The following is a 15,841-nucleotide window of genomic DNA, read 5'->3' as shown; positions in this document are numbered from 1 at the left end:
CAATGTTTTGACTGTCCGTTGTCATGAATGAGGATTAAACACGAGACAACCACATCATCTCGAGCGAATAGACATTACGCTACAATCGAAAGTGCTCGAAATTCGCCTGTTATCGGCATCCGCACGTTACGGTCTTGAACAAACACCGGAATCAGAGCGTAATTTGAAGGGCTTCTTGCCCTTGCGGTTCGCTAGTCCACTCCTTTCGTCGCGTCCTCAACGACCGCTATTAGGCCGGTTGCGGACTCAATCTCAACGCGCAGATCAGTTTCATCAAATTTTTTAGTTGTGTTGAGTGCCTGGTGCAACGAGCCAAAACGAAGACGATAGTGTGCCGGAGACAAGCCCGTCGAGCGGCGGAACAGGCGGCCGAAGAAGCTCGTGTCCTCATAGCCGGCTTCATTGGCTATGGCTTCGATCCGCATATCGGTGGTTTCCAGCATTTGTTTGGCTTCTTCGAGCCGCAGCGCGTGCACATAGTCGAGGGGTTTCATGCCCGTCGCCTTGGCAAAGCGGCGGATAAACGAGCGTTCCGGCAGTCCGGAACGTGCTATCATGGCGGCGACCGGGGCGCGTGTCTTGTAGTTCATTGCCAGCCATTCCTGGCATCTGTTAATCACTGCATCGGTCGTCTGTCGCAGGCTCATGAGCGATGCAAATGGCTGCTGACCCATGTCATGCCACTGCAGCATGTAAACCTTGGCAACCTCCATCGCTTCCTTTAGACCAACAAAACGGGCGATAAGGTAGAGGGCAAGATCCTGCCAGCTCGATCCGCCGCCCGCCATGACGATGCGCTGCGCCTCGCCACTCAGCACGAGCGACCGATCCATCCTGACCTTAACGCCCGGATAGTTGTTCGTGAGAGTCGCTACATAGCCCCAATGAATTGTCGCCTCACAATCGGTGAGAAGCCCGGCTTCACCCAGCAGCACCGCACCTGAACAGGCGCTTGCCAGCATGGCGCCATTCGCATGGGACTGCTTAAGCCACCCTGCCTCGGGATCATAGCTTCCGGCTATGCTGTCACCAGGATTGACGAAGAAATCCGGGATGCACACGATGTCCGGCTTCGGGCATGATTTGAAATCATAGTCGGGCTTCACCCAGATTCCATTCGCGGCAAGGAACCGTTTTCTCGTGCGGGCGGCGATGTATGGGTACATGCGTTGTTCGCCAGCCTCGCCCGTCACGATAAAGGACCAATCACGGCCGGGAGAAGAAAACAGATCGAACATGCCGTACAGCGCGGATGCCGTAACTTCCGGCACAGCGAGAATGGCGACATTGATACGACTATTCGATGCGGGCATGGCAGAATTGACCGACTTTCAGCATTTCCGACTTTAGTACCGAACATCCGGCAGTGCTAGGTTCCCTGTTACAGGAGGAGCTAAGATGACACTTGACGAACTCCGCCGCGTATTGCACGGCGAACTGCTTGAGCCGGGAGCTGCTGCCTACGATGATGCCCGTATCGTGTGGAACGGGATGATCGACAAGCGACCAGCCCTGATTGCCCGTTGCCGCAATGCGGCCGACGTGCTGGCATCGGTCAATTACGCGCGGGTTCATGACCTTGCGATCGCCGTCCGAAGCGGCGGACACAATGTCGCCGGCTATGCCGCATGCGACGGCGGGCTCATGATCGACATGTCGCTCATGAATGCCGTTCGGATAGCACCTAGACTGGATGAGGCTTATGTTGAAGGCGGGGCCACATGGGCAGACGTGGATGCCGCAACCACACCTTTCGGGCGTGCCACCCCAGGCGGGCTGATTTCGATGACAGGCGTTGCCGGACTAACCCTATCCGGCGGCATTGGCTGGCTCCGGGGTACGCACGGCCTGAGCTGCGACAATATCATTGCCGCCGACGTGGTCACCGCCGACGGCCGTCTGATCCATGCGAGCGACACGGAGAATCCGGGCTTGCTGTGGGCGCTGAAAGGGGGAGGCGGCAATTTTGGCGTTGTCGTGAATTTTGCGTTCCGTCTCCACCCGATCGTCGACGAGACAATGTTCTGCGCTCCCGCCTATCCTGAGGAGCGGGCCAATGAAATTCTTCCGCAATGGCGCGACTACATGGCGACGGCTCCGGACCGGGTGAGCGGTCTGGCGGAGTTCTCTACCATTCCCCGTGATCCAGCCTATCCCGAAGACACTTGGGGAAAACGTGTGTTGGCACTCGCCACCGTCTATGATGGTCTGGCCGAGGAAGGAGAGCGTGTCATGCAGCCTTTGCGCAGCTTGGGCGAACCACTGCTCGATTTCAGCGGCCGCATGCCGTACCGCGTCCTGCAGACCCTCTATGACGGGTTGTTTCCCAAGGGCCGGGACCGCTGCTACTGGAAATCGACGTACCTTAGGAACCTGGACGACGATGTTATTGAGGCGATCACCGTGCACCTGGCGAAGCGTCCTTCTGAGATGACCTATGCTTCGATCTGGAAATTTGGTGGTGCGGTGCAGCGTGTTGCCTCCGCCGCCACCGCGTTTGGTGATCGATCCATGCCCTACATGCTCAGCCTCGATGCGATCTGGTCCAACTCTGGCGATGACGATGCCAACATCAGTTGGGTTCGCGATGTCTGGCAAGAAATGCAGCGCCATTCCACGGGCCGCATGTACCTCAACTTTCCCGGGCTCGGGGAGGGCGACAATCTCGTGCGGGACGCATACGGTGCGGAAACCTATGCACGGCTTCAGGAGGTCAAAAGGACCTACGATCCCGACAATCTCTTCCGCCTGAACCAGAATATTCTGCCGGAATGAGACCCGTCAGACTACCTGGTTCAGTTTCTGAAAGCGAAACTTCGCCCTTGCCCATTTTGCTGAAACTCGTTCGACCCCTTTCGCTTGCATTGCGGACCTTAACGAAGGACCTTCATCGCGGTGCGGTGGCCAACTCTTCGGTTCGGCGAAAATACCGATCGGCGGATTTGTCGTCGCCCTTAGCCCTGCGCCAGCAAAGCTAGGTTGTAATTCGTTTCCGGATCAGAGGGTCGCAGGCGAAGTGCCGTCAGATAGTGCTCTTCGGCGGCAGCCAACTCCCCGCTCTCATGTAGAATGACCGCTAAATTATTATGTGCCTCGGCGTATTCGGGCACAATCATCGCTGTTGGCATTCCGGCAGGCGTCTCGGATTCTTTAGTTTGGCGAGTTGTTTTTCGTTAAGACAAAGTGGAAAGCCCGCAAGGCGCATCGTCTCAACGAGGCGCTTCTGCTCGGCCTCGTTGAAGCTGGGGTCAGTCGCGAAAAGTTCGGCATTCAGATCGGGAAATGCCTGCAAAGCCTGTTGAACCCAGGATTTCGCCTCATCAAATCCTGCCAAGTGCTGCCAATGCGCCGGCCCTCAGGACCCATCTGCTGTGGGTGTAATTGGCAATCGTCTGACGGTCGAGCATACGCAAACTCTCCTCATAGCGGCCGGCCATGAAATAAGCCTAGGAGAACTGGCCCGAGGCCCACTTCGGGAAATGTGGATCGAGCTGCATCACTTGATCCACCAGTTCAGCACCACGCTCGGGCTCGCCAAACGTCGACGCCCAGCAGTATAGAAGATCAGGATTTCCGCTGCGGCCCGGGGCCAGACGGAGAGCCGTGTCGAACTCCGCCTTCGCCCGGACGAAGTCGCCCTTAACCCCCAAGCTCGTGCCCATGACGGCGTGCGCTTCTGGATCGCTAGGATCGAGCCTGACCGCCATTTCGCCGATACCAGAGGAAGCGCCAGTGATCAGTGCGGTATCATGCGAGTTCTTAGTCATCACAATCTCCATCAAGTTGAATTTGAAGCCCAATTAGAGCAAGCCTGTGCTCTCAAATGTCGTATATACATTCGACTGAGCGTAGGAGCTGACCGGTATCCACATGGACGCCTGACTGGGCTTCTCCTGAAAATTAGTCCTTCTTGTCCCAAACATTGCAGCGCCTCTCGGGTCAACATTAATGGGCATCGGCACCTCCCGCTGCTTTCGGCTTTTCGGCGAACAACAGGGCGATAGCCGCAATTGCGAGAAGGACACCGATTACCGCAAAGGTGTCGCCGAAGCCGAGGATCAGTGCCTGGCGCTTGACGAGCCGGCCAAGGGCGACCACGGCTTGCTGGGCGGCGAGGGCGTGATCGGACACGCCATGGGCCACGAAATAGCCGGTCAACTGGTCGAGGCGTTGGTGAACTTCATCCCGCCCCAGGGTGACGGATTGACCGATAATGTTGGAGTGGAACTGTTCACGCTTGGTCAGTACTGTTCCAAGCGTTGCCGTTCCAACGGCACCGCCGAGATTGCGCAGCATGTTCGTCAAACCCGATGCGGCAGCGGCATCTGCCGCGGCGATCCCGGCCGTGGTAATTGCCGTGATCGGTGTCAGAACGAGGGCTTGGCCGATTGCACGAACGATGTTCGGAATCCAGAACTGGTCGCCTGCGTTGTCGGGCGAAAGCATGACGTTCATGAAACAACTGGCAGCGAAGACGCTAATCCCCAGGAAGCCAATGTAACGCGCGTCGAAACGCTTCATCAGCATCGGAACAAGCGGGATAAGAAGCAACTGCGGCAGCCCGGTCCAGGCAAGCACATTTCCAATCTGCTCGGCATTGTAGCGCTGCACCTGCCCAAGGTATTGCGGCAGGATATAGACCGTACCGAACAGCGCGACACCGACGAGGACGTTCACCACCACACCAATGGCGAAATTGCGCTGCTTCAACAGGCTGAGCTTAACCAGGGGCTTTTCGACTGTCAGCTCTATCCAGATGAAGGTTGCGAGGAACGCGACGGCTACGGCGCTGAGCTTCAGGATGAAGGGCGACGAGAACCAGTCTTCTTTATTGCCTTCTTCAAGCACGGTTTGAAGCGCCGAGAGACCCACCGCCATGGTGAACATGCCGGCCCAGTCACCTTCTTTCAGCAGATGGAGTTGCATCGGCGTCTTGTCCAGCGTTGCGGCCAGCGCGATGGCCATGACAGCGCTTGGTAGCGCGTTGATAAAGAAGATGGTCTGCCATCCGTAGTTCTCGGTCAGATAGCCGCCGATCGTCGGGCCAATAGCCGGAGCGAAGGTGACCGAGAGGGCGAAGAGGGCGAGGCCGACCGGCTGTTGCGATTTTGGCAGCTTCGTCAACACCATGGTGAAGGCCATCGGAATCAGTACACCACCGGCAAAGCCTTGCAGGCCGCGCATGACAATCATTGAACCAAGATCATGCGCGAAGGCACAGGCTATGGAGAACAGCGGGAACAGGATCGTGTTCACAAGGATGTAGCGGCGAAACGAAAACACGTTGCTGAAATAGGCGGTGAGCGGAATGACAACGATTTCACCGATCAGATAGGACGTGGAAATCCAGGCACCGTTGTCGAGGCCTGTGCCGATACCGCCCTCGATATCGAGCAGCGAAGCATTGGTGATCTGGATGTTGAGGATCGCCATGAACGCGCCGATCATGCCGGCGAGAACAGCAACCCATTCCTTAGTGCCTGCGCCCGGTTGTGGGACCGACGCAGCGTTAAAAGTGATGGCAGACATGACACGATGCTCCTCTCGCGGCCCTTAATGGCTCTGGCGCTGGATAGCGTCCGCCTTGGTGTCGATGCTCGGTTGAACGGACATGCCAGGCCGCAGGTCGCCGCCAGCAGCGCTGTCGGAATCGAGGACGATCTTCACGGGAATGCGCTGGACGACCTTAGTGAAATTGCCGGTGGCGTTGTCGGGCGGCAGCAGCGCAAATTCCTGGCCGCTCGCGGGAGCAAGGCTATCGACGTGGCCGTGATAGACCCGATCTGGAAACATATCGACGTCGATATCGACCGGCTGGCCGGCATGCACGTCGGTGAGCTGCGTTTCTTTATAATTGGCGATAACGTAAACCGAAGCGGTTGGCACGACCGTCATCAGCTGCGTCCCTGCCTGAACGTACTGGCCGACGCGTAGCGTGCGGTTGCCGACGACGCCGTCGACGGGCGCTATAATTGTTGCGTAGGACAGGTTCAGTTCGGCCTGGTGCTGAACGGCGAGATCATGCTCCAGGGCCGCTTTTGCCTGTGCGAGCTCTGCTTTTAGAAGATCGACCTGCTTCATCGCAGCGTCTAGCGCAGCGCTATCGCGAACGACGGTGGCCTTCGCGGCGGCTATTTGCGAAGCGGCCTGCTGGGCATTCTGGATGTTGCCATAGCCGCTCGTGGCAAGCGTTGCGTACCGCTTGTTATTCTGTTCGGCAAAGATCGCATTGGCCTGGTCGACATCAATTGTGGCGCGCGCTGCTGCGATAATGGAATCCTGGATTGCAAGGGAGGCTTGCTTTGCTTCGATCGTTGTCTCGGCGGCCGCGACATCGCCCTTCGCCTGCTCGAGCGCCGTCTTGAAATCCCGATCGTCGATGCGGGCGAGGGGCTGCCCTGCCTTCACGGCTTCGTTGTCCTTGACGAGGACTTCGGCGATATAACCCGAGATTTTTGGCGCAACCGAACTGTTGTCAGCCTTTACATAGGCGTCGTCTGTCTCCACGTGGAAACGGCCCACCGTCCAGTAATCGTGGCCGTAATAGGCGCCAGCCGCGATCAGCACGATCACGGCTGTCCCGAGCAATAAACGGCGCCCGCGCTTGCGGACCGGCTTTTCGCTCGCAGCGGGCGAATAGAAAGCTTCTGGAACATGAGCGGGTTTGCCCGCATCGGCGGTTGGGACAACTTCGACAGGTTGAGCTACGTTGTTGTTGAAGGCTTGCAGCTTGCTCATTGTGGTCTCCGAATTTCCGGTCGCCGTCACATGGGCTGCGGCCTTTGGTTAATGAAAACTCCATTTAAGAAACTTGACGTTTTCCAAAATACGCCGTATAAATGCGTTGTCAATAACATTTTGGAAAATGATTATGGTCGTAAATCACAAAATTGAGAAACGCCCGCGGGGCCGACCGCAAGTTCGTTGCGACGATGATACGAAAAGTCTCATCATCGAAGCTGCCAACGGACAGTTTCACGAATGCGGCTACGCGGCGGCAAGTATGAGCGGGATTGCGCAAAACGCCGGCGTTTCGACCAAAACCCTGTACCGGCTGTTTCCCACCAAGGCAGACCTGTTTGCCTGCATGATTTCCGATCGCATTGGCCGCTTCTTCCTGGCGATCAATCCGGACGCCCCTACGAACGAAGATATGAGAGCAGGTCTCGAACGCATGCTGACCGCCTATGGCATGCTGACACTCTCGGACGACACGATTGATATCATTCGTCTCGTCATCGGCGAATCCGATCGGTTTCCGGAACTCGCGGCATCTTTCTATGAACGGGCAATCGTCAAAACGAATGCAGTGATGGAGGCCTGGCTTCGCGAACAAGTCGAGCATGGACGTCTTGCGCTTGACGATCCGCACGCTGCCAGCGGCATGCTGCGCGGAATGATGGTCATGGAGCCGCAACGCGCGGCCATGTTGCGCCAGATGCCAGCGCCCCAGAGTGAGGAAATCCGGGCACGCGCGAAAATGTGCGCGAAACTATTCCTGAAGGGATGTGCAGTCTAGCAGCTGATCCTTGGATCAGAGCTCTGTTATGCCAGGAAACACGATGAAGACGGATTGTCCAAACAAAATAGCAGGCACTCCTCTTGACAAAGTGCATACACACATATATGTTGGCGAAATGATCAAGTCGTCATCCATGGTCGCGTGCAACAGCTTCGCTACGAGGCAGGCGGCACGCTACATCACCAGGCTCTATGAGCGACACCTCGGGACAGCTCACGTTACGAGCACGCAGTTCTCGATACTGGTGTTGCTCAGCGAGACGTCGGGAATGACGATGAGTGAGCTTGCCGACGCATTAGTCATGGAGCGGACTTCACTTGTGCGCGCCATCAAGCCGATGGAAAGAGATGGCTGGCTGAAGGCGGAGCGGGTATCGCAGGATACGAGAAAACTTGTATTGTCGCTGACCTTACAAGGGCAGAACAAGGTCCAGGAAGCCTTGCCGTTGTGGCAAAAGGCTCAACAGGAATTTGAGGCCCAGGTCGGATCTGAACGAGCCGCCCAATGGCGGCATGATTTTCTAGAGTTGACGCGCGGAACGTAAGCTTTCTTGGCAGAGCAAAGCCGAGCGCCGATTAATGTGTATATACACATTAAAATGTCAATCACAAACAGAACGTAAGGAACATAGCCATGATTAGATTTCTGAAAACTGCAGGTAGTGTCATCTTCTATGGCATGATTGCTACTACGTCACCGGTTCACGCCAGTGAACAGCTTCCAAGTGTAAAAGAAGGGCAGGGCGTTGTGACCGCGCTCGGACCCAATGCGTCGGCCATAACCTATTGGGTCAGCCAGGCAGATGGTTGGCACGTCGTGACGACTGTCGATACAAAAAGTGCGGAAACCTCGGAGTCAGGCAATCACGCCGTTGTAAGATTTTCTGCGGTGCTGCAGCCGGGCCAGTCCCAATCGATTTCGATTCCGGTAACCATAGGCGAGCGGCAGCCGGAGCTGCTCATCCGCCGCGTTGCGGACCGGATCGAAGTCGAGCCAAACTCCGACTTGTTGAACTAATTCGACAAATCCGGACCTCGGCGCTATCCCCCAATCAGCGCCGAGGATCTGCGCCTTGTCCATGCGCAAGACCGACGCAAGTTGGGTAGCGGTTGTTGTCCCCGCCGCCGTAATTTATGAGGCGACTTTATGCATAGCGATCGTATGACCGCTCTTTTGAATAGCGCTCAGCCAGCAGCCCGAATTTTAAAACATAGAACAAATTTAAAGCGGCGGAGCTCGTTTATTGATTGCATCAATCATTTCCGATCAAGTGTCCATAACATCTGACTATGATGATGCTATCAACAAAAATATGTATGCAACGTGCAACTTACTGGTAGCACTCGACAATGCTGGGAAGGGTCCACACGGTCGCTTCACTTACTCAATGCAGTCGAGGCGAACCAGCGCAAAATAGTCAGCCCGTATGCACGATCCTCTCTTTCGCGCTTATCCGCAGGAAATTTACGAGGCCCTAAGTCCGACTGATCTGGAGAGCTCGGAGCCTGCCGCGCATCCCAATGCGGCATTGGTCCGAAATCCCTCAGAAAGTTTTCAACCTTTTATCCAACTTTTCACATCCTAGTTGGCCGTCATCGACACTTCGATTATTCCGTTGAATCGAAGTCGTCCTCCCTGCCGTGCAGCAGGGCGACGAGTGTGTGCAGGCCGCTGTCGAGCTGATCCATTGTCGGCGCAGCCAACGCCAACCTGACGGCATTCGGCGCATGACCGGGCGTGACGGCGAATGTCGTCGACGGCGTCAATGCAATGTCGCGTCTCGCTGCGGCAGCGACGAAAGCCTGGGAGCGCCAGTGTGCTGGCAACGTCAGCCACAGATGATAGCATTTTCCATTGGTCTGTATTTCGAAGCCCGAAAGGCGGTCAACCGCCAGTTTCTGACGCGCGCGTGCGTCTAGACGTTTCAGTCCAGCCAGCTCGGCAATCGTCCCGCCGCTCATCATCCGTTCCGCGGCCGCAAACGCAAATCCTGATGCGGTCCACCCGCCGGAACGGACCGAAGCGATCACGCTTTCCCGCAATCGATGCGGAGACACGATAAAGCCGAGCGTTAGACCCGGAGCGACCTTCTTGGAGAGACTGTCGATGAAAATGCAGGCGTCCGGCGCGAGTGCGGCAAGCGGCGGCTCATCATCGAGGAAACCGTAGACATTGTCCTCGATGATCGGAAGCCTGAGCCTTTCGACAACACGCAGCAGATCGGCCCGGCGCGCCGCAGGCATCGTCATGCCCAACGGATTCTGGATCGCCGGCTGAATGTAGATGGCCGAGAGATGGGCCTCACGGTGCGCCTTTTCTACCGAGTCTGGCCGTACACCGTCTTCGTCCATCGCCATTGGCACGAGCGCAATACCCAACCGGGCGGCGATACCCTTGATGAAGGGGTATGTCAGAGCCTCCACCCCGCAACGGCCGCCCGTAGGAACGACTGTAGCGAGAGCTGCGGCAATGCTCTGTCGCCCGTTGCCGGTGAATACGAGTTGTTCAGGGGCGGGGGACCAAGTGCCCTGCGACAGGTATGCGGCCGCAATGCTTCGGCTAGCCGGTGTTCCGACGCTGGTCGCCTGTCTCAACGCAGTATCAAGCGCGGCAGGTTTTTCGAGGCCATTCAGGCTTTTTGCGATAAGCGCGGTCTGGTTGGGAAGCATCGGGTAGTTGAACTCAAGGTCGATCCGGATGGCGCGCGGCTCAGATAGTGCCGCCGCGCCGCGCCTGGCATCGCCGGAGATGAAGGTGCCCCTGCCGACTTCGCCGACGGCAAGGCCACGGCGCAACAGCTCGGCGTAGACGCGGCTCGCCGTCGAGACGGCGATCTTGCGCTCATAGGCAAAGCTGCGCTGTGGAGGCAGGCGGTCGCCCGGCCTGAGCGTGCCGTCAGCGACTTCTTCGGCAATAATGTCAGCAAGATTTAAATATTCGGACTTCGACATTTATTGCTCCGAGTACAATGTTTTAATTGCACCGAGTACTCTATCGGAACATAATGGCTACGTCAAACCGGATTGCACCGGGAATTGCCAAGGTCTGTGGTCAATGAACACGCGGCGGCGCTCAGCAAGCGCTGGTGCCGGCGGAGTCGCATTACCGCAGAGCAACATCTGGAGGTCAAAATGTCTGCAACCCTTTCAACCATCGTGAGGCCGGCGCACGGCGCATTTCTTCGGACATTCAACGCTTGTTGGCAGCGGATCGCTCGCTATTGCGTCCGTCGCGCTGCCATTACAAGCCTGCGCGAACTCGACGACAAAGCACTCCGGGATTTGGGCATCGTGCGCTCTCAAATCGAAGCGGCTGCTTATGGCTTCGTGAACAACCCCAACCGGGCGAGGAGGTGATGATGGCCACCCCGGTTGCACCGGAGCTGACCGCTGCCACGATCTTGGTCGCGTTTGCCGGTGTATTCCTGATCAGCTTCATGAGAGGAGCGTTCGGTGGCGGATTCGCTATCGTCGGAATTCCCCTGTTGTCGATTGTAATGGATCCGGTTACCGCGGGCGGTCTGCTCGCACCCCTGTTCATCGCGATGGATCTGTTCGCGCTGCGCTACTGGAGGCCCTCGACGTGGTCGAGGCCGGACCTTGTGCTGCTCGTGCCGGGACTCATGGTCGGCATCGGGTTCGGCTATGGGCTTTTCCGCTTCCTCGACCACCGGGCCATCGCGATCGTGATGGCCGTGATCACCCTGATCTTTGTAGGCCTCTGGTTTCTGAGGGGCGGACAGGTGACGACCCGTCCGCGTTCGACGCCGAAGGCGATCGCTGCGGGTCTTACCTCAGGAGTGACCACGATGGTGGCGCATTCGGGCGGGCCGCCGCTTGCGATGTATCTGTTGCCCCTTGGCCTCAGCAAGGAAATCTACGCGGGAACAACGAGTATGTTTTTCACCGTAGGCAACGCCACCAAGGCGGTGCCGTGGCTGTTGCTGGTGAAGCCGACCGCCGGTGTCTGGGCATTGATGGCGATTTGTCTCTTGGCCATCCCCAGCGGCGTCTGGCTTGGGTGGCGGCTTAACGGAAGGCTGGACCAGCGTCAGATCTATCGCACCTGCTACGGATTGTTAGTTTTGACAGCGTTGAAACTCTTGTGGGATGGCGTTTCCGGATTTCTAGTTTGAGCGCAGTGGCACGATCCGGGCAGGAGTTGGTCAGGCAAATGTTAAGAGCAAGTGATACATTTGCCGTAATTATTATGGCCGCTGGCTTGCGGCAATAGCCCACTAGAAAGGCGTAACTTGCCGGCAGTGGTCCTAGCACTCATTAAATACACGGAGGAGATGAACCATGAGTGATCAAATCCAGGCAGATCGTCTCCATTTGGACGATCTCCATGTGGGGCAGCGCTTTGTCAGCGCCACTCACACGATCGATAAAACACAGATCAGGACGTTCGCCGCGCAATTCGATCCACAATTGTTTCATACGGACGAGGAGGCAGCCAAGAGTACGCTCTTCAAAGGTTTGGCAGCAAGCGGATGGCACACAGCCGCTATCACCATGCGGCTGAATGTGGAGGGCGGCCTGCCGCTGGCCGGCGGGATCATTGGGGCAGGAGGAGAAATAAACTGGCCGGCACCGACACGCCCAGGCGATACGCTGCACGTGGAAAGCGAGGTCATCGAAGTCACGCCGTCCCGATCAAAGCCGGATCGCGGTATCGCGGTCATCGTTAGCCGGACCATCAATCAGCGTGGCGAAATCGTCCAGACGCTCACGGCCAAACTTGTTGTTCCACGTAGAGCTACAGGCTGATCGTTGCAGGCATGCCGACTTTGCCAAAGATGGGATTTAGCAATAAAGGTGGGAATGCTTGCGGCGAAGTCTCGCTAATCGTGCAGAGGCCGACCAATGAGAGGCTATCGAACGGCAGCGTTCATTTCACAGGCAGAGACATAGGTTGGCGCTAGATTGCATCACATCTGCAAACTACGCAGGCGGCAAAAGTGCGTGATCTGTTATCTAAGAAACGCGTCCACCTCTTGAGTTCCGCGAATAGGCGATCTGCGTGGTTCGAATTAGCCCCCTTTAAGTCCACTCAGTCCAGAAAAGTGATGTTTGAAGCATTCTCGGAATTGATGGGGTTCACGCCCATTGAAATTGAGTCACGATCGCTTGGAACTGTTTCGCGTTTAGAGTCTATGGTTGCATCATCATTGGCGTTGCCCTGCGATGTCGGCTTTTTCCCACGGGCAGGTTCGTCGTTCGCAAAACGCTCGTGAGAGCATCGTTAAAAACGCAAAATGGGTGACGCATGGCGTTTTCTGGTGATCCGCGCGCGGGCAGGACCGGAGCGAGGAGGAGGCCAGGGCGAGCTTGCGCAAACGCCCTCTGCCATAGAAATCCGATCGCCATGACGTCCCCTTGCAAGAACCGCTGATCCGGGAGATTAGGCCCGAGCTTCGAGAATGAGGTTGAAGGGCGTCTCGGCAGCACGCCGAAAGTGTGTGAAGCCCGCTTTGCGGAATACTTCGGCGAGGCGGGCTTCGCCTGCCTGCGCACCAAGCACCATGCGGCCACCCTCAGAGATCGCGTGGGCGCAGCAGAGCGTGGTCGACGCGGCGTAATAGAGCCTGGCCACGGGTGAGACGTTGTCTTCGGCCCGATCGTTGGCGAAAGGCTCCACAAGCATCACGGTGCCGCCGGGTGCTAGGGCCTTGGCCGCGTGTGCCGCTGCGGCGAGCGGGTCGCCCATGTCGTGCAAGCAATCGAAGAAGCAGATCAGGTCGTAGCCGGTTCCCGGATATTCATCCGCCCGAGCTGTAGCGAAGGTTGCTTGGGCAACGCCTGCCTCAGCAGCGATCTGTCGAGCCTCGGCCACCGATTCCGGATGCGTGTCGAAGCCGCAGAAATGTGACACCGGGAAGCCTTGTGCCATAAGCACAGTCGAATGACCGTAGCCGCAGCCAACATCGGCCACGAGAGCGCCGGCCCGAAGCTTATCGACCACACCGTCGAGGGCCGGCAGCCATTCCGAAACCAGGCTGCCGCGATAGGCATTGCGGTAGAAGGCTGCGACCCCGCAATAGAGCCGCCCGTTATGATCTCCCCAAGGGACACCTTTGCCGGTCCGGAAAGCCTCCACCGCCTTGTCCTCGTCGAACCACATCGATGCAGGGACGGCCCAAGCGTTGGGAATGAAGACAGGGCTGTCCTCGTTGGCAAGGACAAAGGCCTGCTCCGGCGTCAGCTCATAGGTGTCGCTGATAGCGTGATATACAACGTAGCCGCCGGCGACCTGTGAGCCAAGCCATTCGCGCACGTAGCGTTCAGCGCAGCCGGCGCGGCCGGCCAGCTCCCGCGAGCTGAGCGGGCCGGTCCCCGCCATCGCCTTGTAGAGGCCGAGCCGGTTGCCAATGCTCACCATCACGCCGCCGTATCCGGCCGACAGATCGCCGACTGCGCGCGTGAGGAACGCATCGAGTTTAGCGGGGTCGATTGCACCGGGTTGGATACTGTCCATGTCCATGTCCATGTCTCCTGTTAAGCACCCAGAGGACCTGAGGCTTGGCAGAGGATCGCAGTTACGTTGACAGAGTGGCAGAGCGGGACTGGCCAGAATCGGGTCGTTCATGCCAGATGGCATTGCAACACAGGTGAATACTACTGATCCCCGGAATAGTGGCACGATCGCTATCTCGGTGTTATTCTGTCGTTCTTGCGTCCAGGGGATACGGAATGCCGCCTCACACCGCCTCGATGAGATCGGAGCCACTGCATGTGAGCCTCGTCGCTATTCCCGAGGCAGTGATGTCGACGCTGAGCGGCATCTTCGACGTGATGAACGCCTTCGCGATGATGCCTCCGTCAGGCAACGCCAGGTTCCATGCGCCGCCCTTTCGGGTCGAGATCGTGGGGCTCCGACCTGGCTCGCTGGAACTCGCCAGTCACGTACCTGTTATGGTCCAACGCAGCGTCGTCGCACTAGATGCAACCGACATCATCATCGTCCCTTCGATCTTGCTGGGGCCGGAGGGCTGGAAAAAGGGCCGACATCCGGAACTGGTGAATTGGCTGCGTGCGATGCATCGCCGAGGCGCTCTTCTCTGCTCAGCTTGCTCGGGCATTTTCCTGCTCGCCGAGACAGGGCTCTTCGACGGCATGGATGCGACAGTACACTATGGCTACGCCCGCGCCTTCGCGGCCGCCTTTCCGGCGGTGCCGATCCATCCGGAGCGCGTCCTGGTCATTTCTGGCAAGCGCGAGGATCTGGTCAGTTCCGGTGCCTCCATGACATGGCACGATCTGGTGTTGTACCTGATAGGCCGCCATGCTGGGGCTACCGAGGCACAGGCCGTAGCCCGGTTCTTCGCTCTGCAGTGGCATCAGGACGGGCTCGCGCCCTACATCGTGTTCGAGGGGCGCAACGATCATGGCGACCTCGCGGTCCAGGCCGCCCAGGAATGGATCGCCGCGCATTTTCCGGTGGCGAATCCTCTGGAAGAGATGATCCGACGCACCGGGCTCACCGAGCGCACCTTCAAGCGCCGGTTCACAACGGCGACCGGGCTGAGCCCGCTCGCCTATGTGCAGCGCCTGAGAATCGAGGACGCCAAGCGCCGCCTCGAGCGGACGGAGGCTTCGGTCGATGAGATCAGCTGGCAGATCGGCTATGAGGAATCCGCTTTTTTCCGCCGCCTCTTCAAGCGAGTGACCGGCCTGGCGCCGGGGGCCTACCGCCGGCGCTTCAAAATTCCCGATTACGCCCGGCCGCGCCTCCAGACGGCGCCACTCGACGGCTAAATGGTTCAGGGCAGCACCAATCAAAATGTGGCCTTATCGGCATTTTCAAAGGAATAGTTATGATAGCAGAGCATGATATTGCGACGGTTAGACTGCAGTATCGAGGAGACGAACATGTTCGAGGCAAAGGCCATCGCTGGCAGATCTGTTGCAACGTTTTGGTTACTGGCAGCATGGCAAGGGAACTGTCGATTATTTTCAGAGAGTTTCGATGTTCAAGGGCCGCCAGTTCGACCAATCTGTGATCCTGCTCTGCGTACGCTGGTACTACGCACAAGGCTTAATGTGGTGGGTACTAAGGTGGTTCTGCAATTGATGAGTTGATAACATATTGAGATATAATGATAAATTATAATTAATGGCGGAGAGAGCGGGATTCGAACCCGCGTTACGCTTTTGACGTAAACACACTTTCCAGGCGTGCGCCTTCAACCACTCGGCCACCTCTCCGCAATACGTCCGGCATGGGCCAGGCGGGTTAATTTTTCTCAGCCGGAAAGATCCGGCTTCGAGAGCACCGTCAACCATCGGTCACTCAGTCTGGATATGCACGCAACGCTTG

15 protein-coding genes, 1 tRNA gene and 1 pseudogene are annotated in these 15,841 nt (G+C 57.6%); 9 read left to right on the top strand and 8 right to left on the bottom strand.

The features are described 5' to 3' along the window. Positions 1 to 191: 191 nt before the first annotated feature. The gene (locus tag BLM14_RS17420; RefSeq protein ID WP_100000546.1) at positions 192 to 1,313 is read right to left on the bottom strand and encodes a GlxA family transcriptional regulator; all 1,122 of its coding nucleotides are present in this window, start codon (positions 1,311 to 1,313) and stop codon (positions 192 to 194) included. Between the two features lie 85 nt (positions 1,314 to 1,398). On the opposite strand from BLM14_RS17420, the gene BLM14_RS17415 reads away from it, so the two are divergent. Next, positions 1,399 to 2,775: an FAD-binding oxidoreductase gene (locus tag BLM14_RS17415; RefSeq protein ID WP_100000545.1), complete on the top strand. Its 1,377-nt coding sequence runs from the start codon at positions 1,399 to 1,401 to the stop codon at positions 2,773 to 2,775. A gap of 179 nt (positions 2,776 to 2,954) precedes the next feature. On the opposite strand, the gene BLM14_RS32695 is transcribed toward BLM14_RS17415, so the two are convergent. The 4 genes from BLM14_RS32695 to BLM14_RS17390 all read right to left on the bottom strand — a co-directional run bounded on the left by BLM14_RS32695 (position 2,955) and on the right by BLM14_RS17390 (position 6,738). Then, a complete protein-coding gene (locus tag BLM14_RS32695) occupies positions 2,955 to 3,116 on the bottom strand; it encodes a tetratricopeptide repeat protein (protein ID WP_418314239.1) in 162 nt (53 codons plus the stop codon). 330 nt (positions 3,117 to 3,446) lie between these two features. Further along, entirely contained in the window at positions 3,447 to 3,767 is a 321-nt protein-coding gene (locus BLM14_RS17400) for a tetratricopeptide repeat protein (protein ID WP_133123937.1), read from the bottom strand. Between the two features lie 178 nt (positions 3,768 to 3,945). Beyond that, positions 3,946 to 5,529 carry a DHA2 family efflux MFS transporter permease subunit gene (locus BLM14_RS17395; RefSeq protein WP_100000541.1) on the bottom strand — a complete coding sequence of 528 codons (1,584 nt, stop codon included), beginning with the start codon at positions 5,527 to 5,529 and terminating at the stop codon, positions 3,946 to 3,948. A gap of 24 nt (positions 5,530 to 5,553) precedes the next feature. Further along, entirely contained in the window at positions 5,554 to 6,738 is a 1,185-nt protein-coding gene (locus tag BLM14_RS17390; protein WP_100000540.1) for an HlyD family secretion protein, read from the bottom strand. Between the two features lie 133 nt (positions 6,739 to 6,871). Between BLM14_RS17390 and BLM14_RS17385 the strand changes: the two genes are divergently transcribed. The 3 genes from BLM14_RS17385 to BLM14_RS17375 all read left to right on the top strand — a co-directional run bounded on the left by BLM14_RS17385 (position 6,872) and on the right by BLM14_RS17375 (position 8,539). Then, positions 6,872 to 7,519: a TetR/AcrR family transcriptional regulator gene (locus BLM14_RS17385; protein ID WP_100000539.1), complete on the top strand. Its 648-nt coding sequence runs from the start codon at positions 6,872 to 6,874 to the stop codon at positions 7,517 to 7,519. Between the two features lie 28 nt (positions 7,520 to 7,547). Further along, positions 7,548 to 8,066 (top strand): MarR family winged helix-turn-helix transcriptional regulator, encoded by a 519-nt coding sequence (locus BLM14_RS32690; protein WP_418314238.1) that lies wholly within the window; start codon positions 7,548 to 7,550, stop codon positions 8,064 to 8,066. A gap of 89 nt (positions 8,067 to 8,155) precedes the next feature. Then, a complete protein-coding gene (locus tag BLM14_RS17375; protein WP_100000538.1) occupies positions 8,156 to 8,539 on the top strand; it encodes a hypothetical protein in 384 nt (127 codons plus the stop codon). 590 nt (positions 8,540 to 9,129) lie between these two features. Here BLM14_RS17375 and BLM14_RS17370 read toward each other — a convergent pair. Further along, positions 9,130 to 10,473 carry an aminotransferase-like domain-containing protein gene (locus BLM14_RS17370; RefSeq protein ID WP_100000537.1) on the bottom strand — a complete coding sequence of 448 codons (1,344 nt, stop codon included), beginning with the start codon at positions 10,471 to 10,473 and terminating at the stop codon, positions 9,130 to 9,132. A gap of 180 nt (positions 10,474 to 10,653) precedes the next feature. Here BLM14_RS17370 and BLM14_RS17365 point away from each other — a divergent pair, with 180 nt between their 5' ends. From BLM14_RS17365 to BLM14_RS17355, 3 genes are all read left to right on the top strand, one after another. After that, entirely contained in the window at positions 10,654 to 10,878 is a 225-nt protein-coding gene (locus tag BLM14_RS17365; RefSeq protein WP_100000536.1) for a YjiS-like domain-containing protein, read from the top strand. Further along, the gene (locus BLM14_RS17360) at positions 10,878 to 11,657 is read left to right on the top strand and encodes a sulfite exporter TauE/SafE family protein (protein ID WP_204251969.1); all 780 of its coding nucleotides are present in this window, start codon (positions 10,878 to 10,880) and stop codon (positions 11,655 to 11,657) included. Before BLM14_RS17365 ends, BLM14_RS17360 begins: the two co-directional genes overlap by 1 nt. A gap of 166 nt (positions 11,658 to 11,823) precedes the next feature. Beyond that, positions 11,824 to 12,291: a MaoC family dehydratase gene (locus BLM14_RS17355; protein ID WP_204251968.1), complete on the top strand. Its 468-nt coding sequence runs from the start codon at positions 11,824 to 11,826 to the stop codon at positions 12,289 to 12,291. A 634-nt stretch (positions 12,292 to 12,925) separates the two neighbouring features. Here BLM14_RS17355 and BLM14_RS17350 read toward each other — a convergent pair. After that, a complete protein-coding gene (locus BLM14_RS17350; protein WP_100001446.1) occupies positions 12,926 to 13,999 on the bottom strand; it encodes a class I SAM-dependent methyltransferase in 1,074 nt (357 codons plus the stop codon). A gap of 215 nt (positions 14,000 to 14,214) precedes the next feature. Between BLM14_RS17350 and BLM14_RS17345 the strand changes: the two genes are divergently transcribed. Together BLM14_RS17345 and BLM14_RS32685 are read left to right on the top strand one after the other, a co-directional pair. Further along, the gene (locus BLM14_RS17345; protein ID WP_100000534.1) at positions 14,215 to 15,279 is read left to right on the top strand and encodes a GlxA family transcriptional regulator; all 1,065 of its coding nucleotides are present in this window, start codon (positions 14,215 to 14,217) and stop codon (positions 15,277 to 15,279) included. Positions 15,280 to 15,490: 211 nt separating this feature from the next. Next, a pseudogene (locus BLM14_RS32685) lies at positions 15,491 to 15,562 on the top strand (IS6 family transposase); the annotation flags it as partial. 76 nt (positions 15,563 to 15,638) lie between these two features. Here the strand turns inward: BLM14_RS32685 and BLM14_RS17340 are convergent. Next, positions 15,639 to 15,729, bottom strand: a tRNA-Ser gene (locus BLM14_RS17340). Positions 15,730 to 15,841: the final 112 nt, after the last annotated feature.

The organism is Phyllobacterium zundukense, assembly GCF_002764115.1.
Taxonomy (GTDB): Bacteria; Pseudomonadota; Alphaproteobacteria; order Rhizobiales; family Rhizobiaceae; genus Phyllobacterium; species Phyllobacterium zundukense.
Note: the sequence above shows the minus strand (reverse complement) of the source record. Positions and strands in the feature narration are given on the sequence as shown.

Excerpts from the sequence above, each read along its gene's own strand:
- BLM14_RS17375 (WP_100000538.1), top strand. The coding sequence starts at position 8,156 with ATGATTAGATTTCTGAAAACTGCAGGTAGTGTCATCTTCTATGGCATG.
- BLM14_RS17390 (WP_100000540.1), bottom strand. The coding sequence starts at position 6,738 with ATGAGCAAGCTGCAAGCCTTCAACAACAACGTAGCTCAACCTGTCGAA.
- BLM14_RS17420 (WP_100000546.1), bottom strand. The coding sequence starts at position 1,313 with ATGCCCGCATCGAATAGTCGTATCAATGTCGCCATTCTCGCTGTGCCG.
- BLM14_RS17345 (WP_100000534.1), top strand. The coding sequence starts at position 14,215 with ATGCCGCCTCACACCGCCTCGATGAGATCGGAGCCACTGCATGTGAGC.
- BLM14_RS17365 (WP_100000536.1), top strand. The coding sequence starts at position 10,654 with ATGTCTGCAACCCTTTCAACCATCGTGAGGCCGGCGCACGGCGCATTT.
- BLM14_RS17350 (WP_100001446.1), bottom strand. The coding sequence starts at position 13,999 with ATGGACAGTATCCAACCCGGTGCAATCGACCCCGCTAAACTCGATGCG.
- BLM14_RS17395 (WP_100000541.1), bottom strand. The coding sequence starts at position 5,529 with ATGTCTGCCATCACTTTTAACGCTGCGTCGGTCCCACAACCGGGCGCA.
- BLM14_RS17360 (WP_204251969.1), top strand. The coding sequence starts at position 10,878 with ATGATGGCCACCCCGGTTGCACCGGAGCTGACCGCTGCCACGATCTTG.
- BLM14_RS32690 (WP_418314238.1), top strand. The coding sequence starts at position 7,548 with ATGCCAGGAAACACGATGAAGACGGATTGTCCAAACAAAATAGCAGGC.
- BLM14_RS32695 (WP_418314239.1), bottom strand. The coding sequence starts at position 3,116 with ATGATTGTGCCCGAATACGCCGAGGCACATAATAATTTAGCGGTCATT.
- BLM14_RS17415 (WP_100000545.1), top strand. The coding sequence starts at position 1,399 with ATGACACTTGACGAACTCCGCCGCGTATTGCACGGCGAACTGCTTGAG.
- BLM14_RS17355 (WP_204251968.1), top strand. The coding sequence starts at position 11,824 with ATGAGTGATCAAATCCAGGCAGATCGTCTCCATTTGGACGATCTCCAT.
- BLM14_RS17385 (WP_100000539.1), top strand. The coding sequence starts at position 6,872 with ATGGTCGTAAATCACAAAATTGAGAAACGCCCGCGGGGCCGACCGCAA.
- BLM14_RS17370 (WP_100000537.1), bottom strand. The coding sequence starts at position 10,473 with ATGTCGAAGTCCGAATATTTAAATCTTGCTGACATTATTGCCGAAGAA.
- BLM14_RS17400 (WP_133123937.1), bottom strand. The coding sequence starts at position 3,767 with ATGACTAAGAACTCGCATGATACCGCACTGATCACTGGCGCTTCCTCT.